Consider the following 16,273-nt stretch of genomic DNA (forward strand, 5'->3'; position numbering starts at 1 on the left):
CGACTGAACAAGCCTTATCTGACGGTCCCGCCCCATGGCGGGACCTTTCACATGAAAGGAGAGGTCCATGACCATCTACCAGAACCTGATCGCCGGCGAATGGGTCGGCTCCGACGCCTCGAAGAACATCAACCCCTCCGACACGAATGATGTCGTGGGCATGTATGCCCAGGGCAGTGCCGAAGACGCCAAGCAGGCGATTGCCGCCGCCAAGGCCGCTTTCCCCGCCTGGTCGCGCTCCGGCATTCTCGAACGCCACGCAATCCTGAGAAAGGCCTCCGACGAGATCCTTGCCCGCAAGGAAGAGCTCGGCGCGCTTCTCGCCCGCGAGGAAGGCAAGATCCTTCCCGAGGCGATCGGCGAAGTCACTCGCGCCGCCCAGATCTTCGATTTCTTCGCCGGCGAAGCGCTGCGCCTGACCGGTGAGATGGTACCGTCGGCCCGCCCGAACATCGGCGTCGAGATCACCCGCGAACCGCTCGGCGTCATCGGCATCATCACGCCGTGGAATTTCCCGATCGCCATCCCGGCCTGGAAGATCGCCCCGGCGCTCTGCTACGGCAATACCGTCGTCTTCAAGCCGGCCGATCTCGTGCCGGGCTGCGGCTGGGCGATCGTCGATATCCTGCATCGCGCCGGCCTGCCGAAGGGCGTGCTGAACCTCGTCATGGGCCGCGGCTCGGTCGTCGGCCAGGCCATGCTCGACAGCCCGGACCTCGCCGGCATCACGTTTACCGGCTCGACCGGCACCGGCAAGCGCGTCGCACTTGCCTCGATCGAGCATAACCGCAAGTTCCAGCTCGAAATGGGCGGCAAGAACCCGATGGTCGTCCTCGACGATGCGGATCTTTCCGTCGCCGTCGAAGCCGCCGCCAATTCCGGCTTCTTCTCGACAGGCCAGCGTTGCACCGCCTCGTCGCGGCTGATCGTGACGGAAGGCATCCACGACAAGTTCGTCGCGGCGCTGACCGAAAAGCTGAAGACGCTCAATGTCGACAACGCCATGAAGGCCGGCAGCCATATCGGCCCGGTCGTCGACGACAAGCAGCTGAAGCAGGACACCGACTATATCGAGATCGGCAAAAACGAGGGCGCCAAGCTTGCCTTCGGCGGCGAACTCGTGAAGCGCGATACCCCCGGCTTCTATCTGCAGCCGACGCTGTTCACCGAAGCGACCAACCAGATGCGGATCTCCCGCGAAGAAATCTTCGGACCGGTCGCCTCGGTCATCCGGGTGAAGAACTACGAGGAAGCGCTTGCCGTTGCCAACGACACGCCGTTCGGTCTCTCCGCCGGCATCGCCACCACCAGCCTCAAGCATGCGACCCACTTCAAGCGTAATTCCGAAGCCGGCATGGTGATGGTCAACCTGCCGACCGCAGGCGTCGACTTCCACGTCCCGTTCGGCGGCCGCAAGGCATCGTCCTTCGGCCCCCGCGAACAGGGCAAGTACGCCGCCGAATTCTTCACCGTGGTGAAGACGGCCTATACGCTCGCCTGACAAAAAAGGCGCTGCCATTTTTGAAATGGCAGCGCCTCGGATTTCATCAGCTACGGCGGGTTATTCAGCAGCGACACCGGCGCGCTTCGGCAGCTTCCAGTTCGGGCGCGGGAAATGGCAGGTATAGCCATTCGGATAGCGCTCCAGGTAATCCTGGTGCTCCGGTTCAGCCTGCCAGAAATCGCCGACCGGCTCCACTTCCGTCACCACCTTGCCCGGCCACAGTCCGGATGCGTTGACATCGGCGATCGTATCTTCGGCGACGCGCTTCTGTTCGTCATTCTCGTAGTAGATGGCCGAGCGATAGCTCATGCCCATATCGTTGCCCTGGCGGTTCTTCGTCGACGGATCGTGGATCTGAAAGAAGAATTCAAGGATATCGCGATAGCTGGTCCTGGCCGGATCGAAAATGATCTCGATCGCCTCGGCATGGGTGCCGTGATTGCGGTAGGTGGCGTTCGGCACATCGCCGCCGCTATAGCCGACACGGGTCGAAACCACGCCGGGCAGACGCCGGATCAGGTCCTGCATGCCCCAGAAACAGCCACCGGCCAGTACGGCCCGTTCGGTAGACGTCGTCATGCTTTCCTCCTTCGGTTTTTGGATTTGCACCTAAAATGGCGATCCGAATGAAGAAATTCAATCCATCCCCACCACTCGACCGGCTGCCGCCTCGGCGATCGGGCGAACCGCCGCTTCGAGGCTCTCAGGCGTCGTGCCAGTAACGATGACACCGAGCAGCGGCGCCGCAATGCCTGCAGCCTTCAGCCTTGCCATATCGTTGGCCACGAAACGCTTCTGGCTCGGCGCGATGACGGGAATACCGGCTTTCCTGGTGATTTCACTGTAGCGGTCAAGATCGGCCTCGTTGAGCGGCCTGCCGTAATCGGCAAACGACGCGACGGAAGCCTCCATCATCGCGCCGGGAATGGCGACGATGGTCTTCAAATCCTCGTCGGTGCTTTTCTCGCCGAGCGCCGGGATCGGACGGAGCTTTGACTGGAGGAGATGCGGCTGAAGATGGTCGAAATAGACGTTGAAACCCTCAAACCCCAGTTCTGCCAGGGCATCGAGCTCGTGCGGCGTCGGCACCGTCTCCTGGCCGGCCATCACCAGCAGCGGCACCCCGAGCGTTGAGAGCTTTTCGAAAAACGGCCGTTCCTGCGAAAAGCTGCCGAAGGTCGTGCCGGTGGCACGGTGATAGGCGTTGAGATGCACCTTGATGGCAAATGCCCCTGCCCCGATCGCCGCCTTGGCGAGATCGAGATCATGCCGGGCAAGCGACACGATGACCGGGAAGTCGCCACCGCGCAGCGCCTTGGTGAGCTTGGTTTCGGGATAATCGGGCATGATAGGCCTCAATTCAGCCGCTGGCCACCATCGGCCGCGAAGAGGTGGATATTGTTAAGCCCCGGCCGCACGCGGATCGTCGCTCCGGGCGAAAGCGACACGCGCTCGCGAAACACGCCGGTCACCAGCGTCTCGCCGAGCCTCATGGTCACCTGCGTTTCCGATCCCATCGGCTCGACCAGCACGATTTCCGCCGGCACGCCGGTCTCGTCCAGGGCGAAATGTTCCGGCCGGATGCCGTAGACGGCCTTTCGGCCTATGTACTCAAGCGCTGTCTCGGGTATCGGCAGCCTAACGCCCGGTGCCGTAAAACCCTCCGACGTGATCGTGCCGGTGAGGAAATTCATCGACGGCGAGCCGATGAAGCCGGCGACGAACTGATTGGCCGGCCGGTCGTAGAGATCGAGCGGCGCACCGATCTGCTCCACCCGGCCGCCGTTCAAAACGACGATCTTGTCGGCCATGGTCATCGCCTCGACCTGGTCATGGGTCACGTAGACGGTGGTGGTCTTCAGCCTCTGGTGCAGGCTCTTGATTTCCCCGCGCATCACGACGCGCAGCTTGGCATCGAGGTTCGACAGCGGTTCGTCGAAGAGGAAGACCTGCGGATCCCGAACGATCGCCCGGCCCATGGCGACGCGCTGGCGCTGCCCGCCCGAAAGCTGGCGCGGATAACGATCGAGCAGAGGCGTTAGCCCGAGGATGTCGGCCGCCCATTTCACCCGTTCGGCGATTTCCGCCTTGCTGCCGCCGCGGTGTTCCAGCGAGAAGCCCATATTGGTGGCAACCGTCATATGCGGATAAAGCGCATAGTTCTGGAAGACCATGGCGATGTCGCGGTCCTTGGGATCGAGATCGTTGACCACCCGCCCCCCGATCCTCACCTCGCCGCCGGTGATCGTCTCCAGCCCGGCGACCATTCTGAGCAGCGTGGACTTGCCGCAGCCGGACGGGCCGACCAGCACCACGAACTCGCCATCGGTTATGCCAAGGTCGATGCCGTGGATGATATCGACGGCGCCATAGCTCTTGCGGACATTGGAAAGGGTAACTTCAGCCATAGGAAATCCGGTTCTTCAGCCCTTGAGGCCGGTATGCGCGAGCCCTTCGACGAATTGCTTCTGCGCGATGATGAAGACGATGAGAACGGGGAGCGCCGTCAGGGTCGCCGCGGCAAGCTGGATGTTCCACATCGGCCCGCCGTAGGCGTCGGTATATTGGGTCAGCGCCTGCGGCAGCGTGAATTTGTCGGCACTCGACAGGAACACGATTGGCTCGAGATAGAGGTTCCAGGAGTGCAGGAAGGTGAAGATCGCGACCGACGCGAGTGCCGGCCTTGCAAGCGGAAGCGCGATCTTGCGAAAGATCTTGAAGCGCCCGAGACCATCGACGCGCGCCGCCTCTTCGAGCTCGACGGGCAGCGCAATGAAGAACTGCCGCATCACGAAGGTGGCGAACACGCTCGGGGCGCCAAAAATCGGCACCAGGATCAGCGGCCAGTGAGTGTTGACCATGCCGGCCTTCAGGAACATCTGGAACAGCGGCACGATCGTCACTTCCGACGGGATCAGCAGCCCGAGCAGCACGACCATGAAGATCGCATTGGCGAACGGAAATTTGATACGCGCGAAGGCATAACCCGCCATCGACGAGACGATCATCGTGCCGACCGTCACGAGTGCGGCGATATAGGCCGAATTCCAGTATTGCTTCACGAACGGCTGCAGCTCGAAGACCTTGGAATAGGTCGTCCAGTCGTAACGCTCCGGCACGAGTTGCGGCGGAAAGGCGAAGATGTCGCTGATCGGCTTGACCGACGACGTCACCATCCACCAGGTCGGGAACACGAAGGGGATCAAAAGGACGCAGAGCAGGCCATAGAGAAAAACTTGTCTGCGCGGGGAGAGCTCAGCTTTCATAAAAGACAATCCTCTTGCGCATCTGCCACTGGGCGAAAGTCAGCACCGCGACGATCAAGAACAGCACGATCGACAGCGTCGAGCCGTAACCGAAGAAATGGAACTGGAAGGCCTGCTGGTAGAGGTAATAGACGAGCACCGTGGTCGTGAGGCCCGGCCCGCCTTGCGTCAGCACCGCGATCTGCGCAAACACCTGCAGCGAGCCGACGATGGTGATGATCGAGGTCAAAAGGATGGTCGGGCTGATCAGCGGCAGGGTGATGCGGCGGAACTGCTTGAAACGCGGTGCACCGTCGATGCGGGCGGCCTCGTAAAGTTCGTTCGGCACGCCCTGCAGGGCGGCCAGGAACAGGATCATGTTGAGGCCGACATTCTTGAACACCTGCACGACGATCACCGAGATCATCGCGGTCACCGGTTCGCGCAGCCAGTTCGGCCCCTCGAGGCCGAAGACGAGCAACATGCCGTTGATGCCGCCGTTCTTCTGCAACAGGAAACCCCAGACGATCGTCCACGCGACCAGCGACACGACGACGGGCGAGAAGAACAGCGTGCGGAAGATGGTGATCCCGGCGAGTTTCTGGTTGAGCAGCACCGCGAGCAGCAATGCCAGGCTCAGGTTGAAGATCACCAGCCCGGCGGAAAAGATCGCCGTCGCCCCGAGCACCGAGGGCAGGTTGGTGTCCTCGATCAGCATCCGGTAGTTGGTGGCGCCGGTATAGGTGAAGGTATTGGCCAGCACGTTCCACTCGTGCAGCGAATACCAGAAGACGAGGCAGAGCGGGATCAGCACGAACAGCGTGATCCCGATCAACTGCGGGGCGATGAAGAGAAAACCGGCAAGGCTGTCGCGCCGCGCGACCGTCCAGAACGACGATGAGGAGCGGCCTTCCGGACGGGCGGTTTGCTGCGCGACAGCCATCAGTTTTTCCTTAGCGCTTCAGAAGCGGGCCGATCTGGCCGCAGATCTGCTGGAGGGCCGCCGGGATATTCGCATCCGGACGCCAGACGGCATCGAGGCCGGAGCGGACCGCCTGCTGGATCTGCGCGAAACCCGTATGGCCCGGAATGACCTTGCCGGTGGCGATGCCCGAGATCACGACCTTGTCGATCTGTTCCTGGCTGAGCAGCGGGTTGGTCTTCTTCAGGACCTCGGCGTTCAGCAGCGACTTGCGGGCCGACGGGAAGAACTGGCTGAGCTTGGCCGAGTTTTCCGGGTTCGTCATATAGGCGACGAATTCGGCGGCTGTCTTGGCGTTCTTGCCGGCCTGCATGACGCCGACACCGGCCTGGCCGATCAAAGCATAGTTACCCGCCGGCCCCTTGGGCAGTGGCACGAGATCCCAGGCGAAAGGCTTGTCCTTCGGCAGCAGCGAGGCGCGGCTGATCTGGGTGATGGTCATCGCCGCATTGCCGGCGAAGAAGTCGACGCTTTCGCCGGGACCCGGCATCGCCTTGTTCTTGAAGGCCGCCTTATGGATGAAGGTCAGCGCCTCCACCATCGGCTTTTCGGTCATCGTGCAGGTCTTGCCGTCGGCGCTCCAGGGTGAGGCGCCCCAGCCGTTCCAGATGGAAGCGAGGTTCTGCCAGGTCTGGTAATTGAAGTCGCGAACGATCAGGCCACCCTTGCCCGGCACCTTTCCGACGGCGGACGCGGTGGCAATGGCATTCTCCCAGGTCCATTGCCCGGCCGCGATCATTTCCGCCGGCGTCTTGGCTCCGGCGGCCTTGATGATTTCGTTGTTGACGAACATCGCAAACGGCGAGGTCGAGAACGGATAGGCATAGAGCTTGCCGTCCTTGGTCCAGCGCTCGGCAGCCGTGGCGCTCAGTTCTTCCGCGTTGTAGCCCTTGGTGGCCTTCAGCGTGTCCGTGAGCGGAAAGAGCGCGCCGGAATTGACGAAGTCATAGGCGGCGGTTTCGAAGATCCATGCCATGTCCGGCGCATTGCCGCCGGCGATCTGGGTCGTAAGGGCCGTCGTATAGGTTTCGAACGGCAGGGACTCGTAGGTCACCGTGACGTTCGGATGGTCCTTTTTGAAGCCGGCGGCGATGTCGTTGAAGAGTTTCAGATGCGCTTCGTTGGCGCTCCAGATCGTCATGCGCAGGTTGACCGCATCCTGCGCGTTGGCGATGCCGCTCCAGCAGAGTGGCACGGCCACGGCCAATGCCGCGACCGCAGATTTCAATGTCCGATGATAGTTCATTCCCGTTCCTCCTCCAAAGGTTGGTTTTGATAGACAGGCCTGCGGCCGTCCCTAGTAGGCCGCGATATCCGGCCAGCGCATTTCGATGCCTTCCCGGCCAAGCTCTCTCTGGAAATCGTGCAGCCTGCCGTCGTTTTCCTGAACCTGATGCGGCGTAAGATTTTTATCGAGGCAATGGGCGGCGAGCATGCCGGCGACTTCGCCGATGTTCCATTCGACCGGGTGCAGCCGGTAGCAGCCATTGGTGATGTGAGTGGTGCCGATATTCTTGCCGGCCGGGATGAGGTTCTTCACCCGCTCGGGCAGAAGCGCGCCGAGCGGGATCTCGAACGGGCAGGACGGCACGTCGATATAGTTGTCGCCGCCGGTCGAGGGATGCAGGTCGATCCGGTACATGCCGATGCCGATGCTGTCGCGGTAATTGACCGCGCCCTTCTCGCCGCGCACCGAATAGGAAAGGTCCTGCTCGACGATGCGGGTGACCGGCTTGATGCGACGGCTCTCGCGGATATAGGGGGCCATGGCAAGGCCATGCTCGGTGCCGGTAATGTCGCCGCGCAGGCGAAGCCCCGGAAAACCCTGGCCGCCATCGACGCGCGGCGCCTCGGTCTGCAGCCAGTAGAACAGCGAATAGGAAAGGTCCGCCGCCGATTTGAGCTGCTTCGCCTTCTCCTCTTCGGACAAGTCGATGATCGTGCCTTCCATGTAGTCGATCATCGGCCAGTTCACGAGGCAGATGTCGGAGGCGTAGGCACCGGGCACGAAATTGTTGCGGGTCGCGATGCGGCGGAAGATCCAGAGGTTTTCGTCGCCGCCGCCCTTGCGCTGGTCGGCATCGACGGCGAGCGGATCGTCGTTCGGATTGGGCGTGAACGAGCGGGTGGTGAAGTCCAGCGTGCGCGGATGCGGCGCGGTGAACCCGAGCAGCGGACCGCCCCAGAAATGCGGCTGGTACTTGCGCCAGTAGTCGTAGTTCTCCGGCTTGTCGATTGTCTGGTCGCCGTCGACATGGTCGATCGCAAAGCAGATCGATACGGCCTGGACGTTGTCCGGCTGGGCTTCGGACGGGGCGCTCGGCTCGCCGGTATCGGACTGGGCCTCGAAACCCTTCACATATTCGGTGCCGGTCATCGGCAAGAGATCGCCGAGTTCGGTCGCATCGAGGATATAGGCAGCGGAAATGGTGATCTCCCGGCCGGTATCGCGGTGACGAACGGTGACGGCGTGGACCGTATCACCTTCGACATCGGCTGCCACGGGACGGTATGGCTGCAGCACCTTCAGCCTGCCGGCGCCGCGATAGGGCGCAAGCATGGCTTCCATGACGGCCAGGCTGACGCGCGGTTCGGCACAGATGCGACTGACCCAGCCGGCACCGGGATTGAGGTCGCCCCAGGCGCGCGCGCCTTCGGTCAGCGGATAATGATCGCGATAATACCGGCGGATGCCTTCCCGCAGCTTCCGGTAAGAGCGGGTGATGCCGAACTGCTCGACCCAGGTATGTTCGTCCGATGGGACCGCCTGGCTGGTCAGCTGGCCGCCGATCCAGTCGAACTCCTCGGTCATGATGACGTTGCGGCCGGCCCGGCATGCGCCGAGTGCTGCCGCAACACCACCAAGGCCGCCGCCCACCACCAGAATATCCGTATGCATCTCTGTCACGTTGATCACGTCCGTCTTTTTGCGGGTCCGAGGGTTTCCCCCTCGACCGGTTCACAGGTCAGAAGAATTTGGCCACCGGGCTCGCCGCTCTCGATACGGCGCACCAGCATGGCAGTCGCCTGCCGGCCCATCTCCTCGCGGGGGATGTCGAAGGCGGTGAACTGCACGTGGCTGCGTTCGGCGCGGATATGGCTGCCGAGCACGACGGCCGAAAAGTCACCGGGGATAGACAGGCCCCGCTCGCGGGCGGCGGCCTCGACGCGCACCGCATCGGCAAGTTCGACGAAGAAGGCGACGGTGGCGCCGCTGGCGAGCAGAGCGTCGAGGATTTCCTCCGCCACATGTCCGACCGTCTCGATATGCAGGACGAGTTCCAGACCCTCGCCGAGTGCACCGTAGAAACCGGCCCAGCGATCGGCGGTCGATTCCGCCGGCCCCGGGGGACCGATATAGGCGAGCTTCGAATGGCCGAGCGCCCTTGCCTTCTCCATGAGCGCACGCGTGCCGTTGGCATAGTCGCCGCCGACATATGGGACCGGCCCGCCGGCATCCTCGCGGCGGCCTATCGCCACGAAAGGATAGTCGCCCGCGACCAGCCGCGTCAGTTCTTCGCGATCGAACTCGCGGCCGAGCACGAGGCAGCCGTCCGCGATCCGCAGCCGGTTGCCGTCCGCAAAGATTTTTCGATCCTGTCCGACGCCGGCGCCGGTCAGAAGCAGAAGGTCGTAGTTCTGGATCTGGGCCTCTTCCTCGATGCCGAGCAGGAAGGGTGTGAAAAAGTCCGCCTGGGCGCTCGGAAACGCCGGCTCGTAGGTGAACACACCCAGAATGCGATTGAGCCCCTTCGCCATCCGGCGCGCAATCGGATCCGCGACATAGCCGGTGGTGCGTATGACTTGCTGGACGCGTTCGCGAGTCTCCTGCGGAATGCGCGCCAAAGCTGTCGGGGCACCGTTCAGCACAAGCGAAACGGTTGCCTGGCTGACGCCGGCAAGCTTCGCAATATCATGCTGAGTCAAACGCTTAGGCGCGGCCACGCAACATCCTCCCTAATTCCCCTTGACTGCTAATACGCATTAGCAGCTAATACGTATTAACAAGATCACGCCGGTCGATGTCAAGCGGGAAAATGAAGGCAAGGTTGATGACATTGGGTGAACATCTGAAATGCCTCGAAATTTCCGGAATCCGCGTTTTCGGAGACAGCATCACCGCTGGGTTTAACGCCTCCAGTGCCGAACTTGCCTGGCCGGCGCTGTTCGCCGATGCGGTCGACGGCTTTCCAATCCGCAATCACGCGATCCCGGGAACCGTGCTGCAGGGCTCAAGGCTCGCCGAGGGAAACCCGAGGCCGAACAACGGCGTCTGCAGGTTTGTTGAATCGCTTCTCGATCAACCGCACGAGGACGCGATCCTGATCCTCTACGGTTATAACGATGCCCGCTACACTGCGGCCCCCGACACCATGAACATCGCAGGCTTCGAACGGGACTATGCCACGATCCTGAAGGGACTGATCGCCGCCGGCCATGGACAAAGGATCGCGATCGGCAGCCCACCCTATATTCCGGATGCCGGATTTTCGGTGGGAAGCGCGGGGTTCACCGGCCAGACTCGCCCGGGCTTTGAGGGTTATGTGGAAGCGGTCTGCAGGCTTGCCCGGCAATTCTCGGTTTTCTATGCTCCGGTCTACGAACGGATGAAGGAGCACGGCGACGGTCTGCTTGCCTCGCCCGACATCACCCACCCCAATGACGCCGGGCACCGGGTGATCTTCGAAGCGTTCCGGGATACGGCACGGCGATGATCTCAGGCGTCACGGCCCCCATGAGGTGACAAGCCGCAGGCTTTCGCCGTGTCGCCTCTCGACAGCGCGAAAGCCTGCGGCTATCGAGGGGGCCAAAGCCGCTTCAGGAGGAATCTGATCATGCACAAACCGACCTCGATCATCCTCGATTGGGGAACGAGTTCGCTGCGCGCCATGCTGGTTTCGGGAACGGGCGAAACGCTGGATACCCGCGATACATCGAGTGGCGGCATCCAGTTCGTCAGGAACGGCGCCTTCGAAGCGGCACTGATGGACACCGTCGGCGAATGGTTCTCAATCCACGGCCCGCTTCCGGTCCTGGCGAGCGGCATGATCACCAGCCGCAACGGCTGGGTGGAAGTTCCCTATGTCGATACCCCTGGAGGTGTGGAAGAACTTGCTGCCGGAACGAAAACGCTGACGTTGGCAAACGGCGCCGTCATCACCTTCCTTCCCGGCATGCGCGATCCGGCTGCGAAACCGTTCCCCGACGTCATGCGCGGCGAGGAAACCCAGATCGTCGGTTACGGCCTCGATCGCGACCGCACTCTTGTCCTTCCCGGCACCCACAGCAAATGGGCACGGATCAAGGACGGGCGCATCGACGGTTTTCAGACCTATGCGACGGGCGAGATATTTGCGCTTCTGACCAAACATTCCTTCATCGCCAAGGCTCTGGAGCCACAGGCAGGCACCGAACCGGACTGGCAGAGCTTCGATCGCGGCGCAGAGTTCGCAGCGAGCGATTCGGCGGCCGCAGATGCCTTCCTGTCGGCAATCTTCAGCGCCCGCACCGGTATTCTCGACGGCAAATTGAAACCTGAAAATATCCTCGACTACGTCTCCGGCCTCGTCATCGGCTCCGAATTCCGCCAGGCCCGCGCTACTGGCTGGTTCAAGAACGGCGACACGATCGGCATCGTCGGCAACAACGTGCTCAACAGCCGCTACGGCCGGATCGCCCCCCTGTTCGGCCTGACGGTCGAACCCGGTCCGGAAAACGCCGCGAAACGCGGCATCATGCTGATCGCGGCCGAAGCCGCGCAATAAAGGAGTTTCGAGATGACCTTCGAAGAGGCGCTCAAGGCATGCAATCTCGTCGCCATCCTGCGCGGCATCAAGCCGGAGGAGGCTGAAAGCGTCGGCGAGGTGCTGATCGAGGCCGGCTGGCGGATCATCGAAGTGCCGCTGAACTCCCCCGATCCGCTGAAGAGCATCGAAAAGCTCGTCAAACGTTTCGGAGACCAGGCACTCATCGGCGCCGGCACCGTGCTGACACCGGCCCAGGTCGCCGACGTGGCCGCGACCGGCGCCAAGGTGATCATCTCGCCGAACGCGAACGTCGAAGTCATCACGGCCAGCCGCGCGGCCGGCATGGTGAGCCTGCCCGGTGTCGCGACCCCGACGGAAGCCTTCGCAGCGATCGGGGCCGGCGCGACCGGCATCAAGGCTTTTCCGGCGGAAGCGATCCCGCCTTATGTCATCAAGGCATGGAAGGCGGTACTGCCCAAGGAGATCCCGGTGCTCGCCGTAGGCGGTGTCACGCCCGAAAACATGGCCGTCTACGCACAGGCAGGCACGGCCGGCTTCGGCATCGGCTCCTCTCTGTACAAACCCGGCGCCGACATCGCCTCCATCCGGGAAAAGGCGAGAGAATTCATCGACGCAATGCGAGCGCTGTAACGTCAAAAGCCCGTCGCAAAACAGTCGTGAATCGGAACTATCGTTTTCGTCCTGAGTTTCAGCCAACGCATAGCAAGCCGGAGGGGGGACGATCTTGGCAGTGATCCGCAACAGCGCCGAACATCAGCAGAAAGTGTATGAGCGATGGGCGCCGGTCTATGACCGGGTCTATCGCGGCTTGCTGCGCGACGGACATCGCACGGTCGCAAGGCTTGCCGCCGAGGCCGGACGGGACATCCTGGAAGTGGGTGTCGGCACCGGGCTCGTGTTGCCCTACTACGCGAAACATTGCCGCGTCACCGGCATCGATCTTTCCGAACACATGATCGCCAGGGCGCGCGAGAAGGTCGCCCGTAACGGTCTTACTCACGTACAATCGCTGCATGTGATGGATGCGCACAATCTGGACTTCGCCGACCACTCGTTCGATGTCGTCTGCCTGCCCTTCGTGATCACCCTGATCCCGGATCCGGAACGGGCGCTCGACGAATGCGCCCGCGTCCTGCGTCCGGGCGGCGAGATCATCGTTGCGAGCAAGCTCGGTGACGGGCGCGGCCTGCAGGGCGCGATCGAACATGCCGTCGCGCCGCTGGCCCATCGGGTCGGGTGGAGTTCTTCCTTCCGCATCGCCCGGATCGCCGAATGGGCCGAGTGTCGCGGGGATTTCGAAGTGGCGGAGATCCGGCGCGTGTTCCCGAATGGTTTCTTCAAGGTGATGCGCCTCAGGCAACGCCTCGCCGCCTGACCTTGGGTCACTTGGCCTTCAGGACCGAGACCGCCAGTTCGCTGTTATGGACATATTCATTGGCGTCCGGCTGGCGCTGGACGAGCAGGATGAACAGCAAGTCCGTCAGCATCAACTGGGCATCACGCGCGGTGATCGAGGACGAGCGTACGCGTTCCTCGTCGGCGACCGTGTAAAGCCGGATATCCGAGGCCTGCATCAGTGGATTGCCGTTGAGGCCGGTAATGGCGATCACCGTCGCGCCGCGCTGGCGGGCTAGTTCGGCAATCCTCAGCGTCTCGAAACTGGTGCCGGAATAGGAAAGTGCCAGCAGCACGTCCTGGCTGTTGAGCGTCGAAACATTCGCCATCTGCACATGGCTGTCGCTGTCGTGCAGCACGTTGCGCCCGAGCTTCATCAGCTTGTAGGAAAAGTCGCGGGCAACCAGCGACGACGCCCCGACGCCCGCCATGTGAATGCGGCGCGCATCGTTGAGAGCCGTCAGTGCCCGCTCGATTTCCTGCTCGTTGTTGACCGCAAGCGTCTGCTGCATGGACAGCATCTTGCTGCCGATCAGCTTCTGCAGGATCGTCAGGTAGCTGTCGCCGACCTCGATCGAGCCGTGGATCATGCCGGGAGGCGCATGCCATTCCTGCGCCTTCGCCTCGCTGACGGCGAGCTTCAGTTCCTGGTAGCCGGCAAAACCCAGCTTCTGGCTGAACTTGACGACGCTCGACTGGCTGCGCCCCGTCTCGGCCGCAAGCGCTGCAGAGGAAAGCCGCAGCATCTGGTCCGGATTGTCGAGGATGAACTGGCCGATCTCCCGGTCCGCCGGTGCCATGTCCTCAAGCTGCGCGGTGATCTTCTTTAAGACTGACATGCGTTCCTTCGGAAGCTTCCCGATGCGGTTTTGGCGATGGTGGAGGATATCACCGCAACGTCTGTCCGCAACAGCGTTTCCATTCTCGAACCGAGGATGGATTATCGCAGATACCGCCGCCAAAAGGAATAAAAAATTCCGAATGATTGACAGGGGCGCCCGGTGGTCTAGTTTCGAGAAGCGCAGAATGATTTGAGATTCACAGCGCCTCTTCGACAGGTTTCGTCATGGACAGATTACGGATCGTCGGCGGTCATCGGCTCCAGGGAGCCGTCACCATTGCCGGGGCGAAAAATGCGGCCCTGCCGCAGATCGCGGCAACGCTGCTCAGCCCCTACCCGGTCGAGCTTACCAACCTGCCGCAGGTCAGCGACGTAGAAAACATGCTCGGCGTCGTCGAGCTGCATGGCGCCGCCGTCACCCGCACCGGCCATTCCACCATCGTCGATGCCAAGGCAATCGTCTCGAAAGAAACCTCCTACGACACCGTCCGCAAGATGCGCGCCACCGTGCTCGTGCTTGCACCGCTGCTCGCCCGCTTCGGCCGAGCACGCGTCTCGCTGCCCGGCGGCTGCGCCATCGGTGCACGTCCGGTCGACATGCATATCAAGGCGCTTGCCGCACTGGGGGCGGACATCGATATCGAGAACGGCCTGATCGTCGCCTCGGCACCGGGCGGATTGAAGGGCGGCCGGATCGTGCTTCCCTCCCCCTCCGTCGGCGCCACGGAGACGGCGATGATGGCGGCCACCGCCGCCGAGGGCGAAACCGAGATCCTCAACGCCGCCCGAGAACCCGAAGTCGCCGATCTCGCCGCCTGCCTGATCGCCATGGGCGCACGCATCGAAGGCGCCGGCACCCACCGCATCCTGATCCAGGGCTCAACCACCTGGCAGCCGGCCAAACATCACGGCATTCCCGACCGCATCGAAGCCGGAACCTACGCCGTCGCAGCCGCCATCACCGGCGGCATGCTGGAACTCACCAACGCACGGCTGGAAAACATGGCCTCCATCGTGCAGGTGCTGGAGGCGATGGGCGTCAGCATCTGGCCAAGCGATCGCGGCCTTGTCGTTTCGCGCGAAGGCCCCCTGAGGGCGACCGATATCACCACCGAGCCTTATCCGGGTTTCCCGACCGACCTCCAGGCGCAGTTCATGGCGCTCGCCACCTGTGCCGAAGGCGCTTCGCTGATCCGCGAAACCGTCTTCGAAAGCCGTTTCATGCACGTGCCGGAGTTGATGCGCCTCGGCGCCAACATCGCGCTCCAGGGAACCACCGCGCTGGTGCGCGGCGGCGCGCCGTTGAAGGGTGCGCAGGTGATGGCGACGGACCTGCGCGCCTCCGTTTCGCTGGTGCTCGCCGGGCTGGTCTCGTCAGGCGAAACGATCATCAACCGCGTGTACCACCTCGACCGCGGTTACGAACAACTCGACCGCAAGCTTCGCCAGTGCGGAGCCGATATCGAGCGGATCAGCGCATGACGACCGGTACCCTACCCTTTTTCCTGGGCGTCGATGGCGGCGGTACCGGCTGCCGCGCCCGTATCGAGGACCAATCCGGCTCTGTCCTTGGCCAGGGCCTCTCCGGGCCTGCCACGACGCGGCTCGGCATCGAGGAAGCCTGGGCCTCGATTTCGCGCGCGTTCAATGCCGCCTTCGACGAAGCCGGGTTCGGGCCCGACGAGATAGCCCGCACCCATGTGGGCATCGGGCTTGCCGGCACCGGTCGCAAGGGTTCGGTCGAGGCCTTGAAGGCGATCCCCCACCCGTTCGCCAGCATCGATTTCGTCAGCGACGGAATGGGCGCCTGCCTCGGCGCCCATTCCGGCCGCGACGGCGCGATCGTCATCGCCGGCACCGGCTCGATCGGGCTTGGTTTTGCAAATGGACGCAGCCTGCGCGTCGGCGGATACGGGTTTCCCATTTCCGATGAAGGCAGCGGCGCAGATCTCGGCCTCAAAGCCGTGCAACTGGCGCTCCGTGCTCATGACGGGCGGATCGAAAAAACCGCTCTGCTGATCGAGGTCATGCAGCGTTTCCAGAACGACCCTTCGGAAGCCATCGCCTGGATGGACCGTTCGTCTGCCACGGACTATGCATCGCTTGCGCCGATGGTGATGCGGCATGCGGACCAGGGGGATTCCGCCGGTCGTCGCATCGTCCAGAGTGCTGCCGAGCAGATCGACACGCTGGTCCGAACGCTGTTCGATCAGGGCGCGCCGCGCGTCACCCTGCTCGGCGGCCTTTCGAGCCCGCTGGAGGCCTGGCTGGCGCCGGACGTCCGCCGCCGCCTGAAGCCCGCAGACGGGGATGCCGTCTCAGGCGCGATCATCCTTGCCCGCCAGGCTCTCAAAACCTCCTGAACCGCGATCCGCCTCCTGAAAAGGCTTGGCGCCATGGAATAATATATTCCAATTTTCAATTGACTCATGGAATGGATGATCCTAATCCTTTGAGGAAAGGGTAACAAAGGGTGAGGAGCAACATCGTATGACGCCGATCCTGCGAAGCGCTGCACCGCACTCCGATCTCGAAGGC

16 protein-coding genes are annotated in these 16,273 nt (G+C 62.7%); 7 read left to right on the top strand and 9 right to left on the bottom strand.

Annotation, left to right across the window (positions count from 1 at the left end):
• Positions 1–67: 67 nt before the first annotated feature.
• A complete protein-coding gene (locus tag ACSQ8R_RS10665) occupies positions 68–1,501 on the top strand; it encodes an aldehyde dehydrogenase family protein (protein WP_436253316.1) in 1,434 nt (477 codons plus the stop codon).
• Positions 1,502–1,561: 60 nt separating this feature from the next.
• Here the strand turns inward: ACSQ8R_RS10665 and msrA are convergent, their stop codons facing one another.
• From msrA to ACSQ8R_RS10705, 8 genes are read right to left on the bottom strand one after another with little or no spacing between them, the layout of a single operon-like run.
• On the bottom strand, positions 1,562–2,083 hold the full coding sequence (gene msrA / locus ACSQ8R_RS10670) for a peptide-methionine (S)-S-oxide reductase MsrA (RefSeq protein WP_436253317.1): 522 nt from the start codon (positions 2,081–2,083) through the stop codon (positions 1,562–1,564).
• A gap of 57 nt (positions 2,084–2,140) precedes the next feature.
• Positions 2,141–2,851, bottom strand: a complete 711-nt coding sequence (locus ACSQ8R_RS10675) for a hypothetical protein (protein ID WP_436253318.1) — start codon at positions 2,849–2,851, stop codon at positions 2,141–2,143.
• A gap of 8 nt (positions 2,852–2,859) precedes the next feature.
• Entirely contained in the window at positions 2,860–3,912 is a 1,053-nt protein-coding gene (locus tag ACSQ8R_RS10680; RefSeq protein ID WP_436253319.1) for an ABC transporter ATP-binding protein, read from the bottom strand.
• A gap of 15 nt (positions 3,913–3,927) precedes the next feature.
• Entirely contained in the window at positions 3,928–4,770 is an 843-nt protein-coding gene (locus ACSQ8R_RS10685) for a carbohydrate ABC transporter permease (protein ID WP_436253320.1), read from the bottom strand.
• Positions 4,760–5,692 carry a carbohydrate ABC transporter permease gene (locus ACSQ8R_RS10690; protein ID WP_436253321.1) on the bottom strand — a complete coding sequence of 311 codons (933 nt, stop codon included), beginning with the start codon at positions 5,690–5,692 and terminating at the stop codon, positions 4,760–4,762. Before ACSQ8R_RS10690 ends, ACSQ8R_RS10685 begins: the two co-directional genes overlap by 11 nt.
• Before the next feature lie 10 nt (positions 5,693–5,702).
• Positions 5,703–6,977 carry an ABC transporter substrate-binding protein gene (locus tag ACSQ8R_RS10695; protein ID WP_436253322.1) on the bottom strand — a complete coding sequence of 425 codons (1,275 nt, stop codon included), beginning with the start codon at positions 6,975–6,977 and terminating at the stop codon, positions 5,703–5,705.
• A 51-nt stretch (positions 6,978–7,028) separates the two neighbouring features.
• Complete coding sequence (locus ACSQ8R_RS10700) at positions 7,029–8,630, bottom strand: FAD-dependent oxidoreductase (RefSeq protein WP_436255442.1); 1,602 nt, start codon at positions 8,628–8,630, stop codon at positions 7,029–7,031.
• A 14-nt stretch (positions 8,631–8,644) separates the two neighbouring features.
• Positions 8,645–9,676 (bottom strand): LacI family DNA-binding transcriptional regulator, encoded by a 1,032-nt coding sequence (locus ACSQ8R_RS10705; protein ID WP_436253323.1) that lies wholly within the window; start codon positions 9,674–9,676, stop codon positions 8,645–8,647.
• Between the two features lie 107 nt (positions 9,677–9,783).
• On the opposite strand from ACSQ8R_RS10705, the gene ACSQ8R_RS10710 reads away from it, so the two are divergent.
• The 4 genes from ACSQ8R_RS10710 (at position 9,784) to ACSQ8R_RS10725 (ending at position 12,874) form a co-directional block, all read left to right on the top strand.
• A complete protein-coding gene (locus ACSQ8R_RS10710) occupies positions 9,784–10,446 on the top strand; it encodes an SGNH/GDSL hydrolase family protein (RefSeq protein WP_436253324.1) in 663 nt (220 codons plus the stop codon).
• Between the two features lie 120 nt (positions 10,447–10,566).
• On the top strand, positions 10,567–11,496 hold the full coding sequence (locus tag ACSQ8R_RS10715; protein ID WP_436253325.1) for a 2-dehydro-3-deoxygalactonokinase: 930 nt from the start codon (positions 10,567–10,569) through the stop codon (positions 11,494–11,496).
• A 12-nt stretch (positions 11,497–11,508) separates the two neighbouring features.
• Positions 11,509–12,129 (top strand): 2-dehydro-3-deoxy-6-phosphogalactonate aldolase, encoded by a 621-nt coding sequence (locus tag ACSQ8R_RS10720; RefSeq protein ID WP_436253326.1) that lies wholly within the window; start codon positions 11,509–11,511, stop codon positions 12,127–12,129.
• Between the two features lie 94 nt (positions 12,130–12,223).
• Complete coding sequence (locus ACSQ8R_RS10725; RefSeq protein ID WP_436253327.1) at positions 12,224–12,874, top strand: class I SAM-dependent methyltransferase; 651 nt, start codon at positions 12,224–12,226, stop codon at positions 12,872–12,874.
• A gap of 7 nt (positions 12,875–12,881) precedes the next feature.
• On the opposite strand, the gene ACSQ8R_RS10730 is transcribed toward ACSQ8R_RS10725, so the two are convergent.
• Positions 12,882–13,733, bottom strand: coding sequence for a MurR/RpiR family transcriptional regulator (locus ACSQ8R_RS10730; RefSeq protein WP_436253328.1), 852 nt, complete (start codon positions 13,731–13,733; stop codon positions 12,882–12,884).
• Positions 13,734–13,960: 227 nt separating this feature from the next.
• On the opposite strand from ACSQ8R_RS10730, the gene murA reads away from it, so the two are divergent.
• A complete protein-coding gene (murA, locus tag ACSQ8R_RS10735) occupies positions 13,961–15,217 on the top strand; it encodes a UDP-N-acetylglucosamine 1-carboxyvinyltransferase (protein ID WP_436253329.1) in 1,257 nt (418 codons plus the stop codon).
• Positions 15,214–16,098 (top strand): BadF/BadG/BcrA/BcrD ATPase family protein, encoded by an 885-nt coding sequence (locus ACSQ8R_RS10740; RefSeq protein ID WP_436253330.1) that lies wholly within the window; start codon positions 15,214–15,216, stop codon positions 16,096–16,098. The genes murA and ACSQ8R_RS10740 overlap by 4 nt, the downstream gene beginning before the upstream one ends.
• Positions 16,099–16,273: the final 175 nt, after the last annotated feature.

Origin of the sequence: Neorhizobium sp. LjRoot104, from assembly GCF_964253725.1 — a bacterium.
Classification (GTDB): domain Bacteria; phylum Pseudomonadota; class Alphaproteobacteria; order Rhizobiales; family Rhizobiaceae; genus Neorhizobium.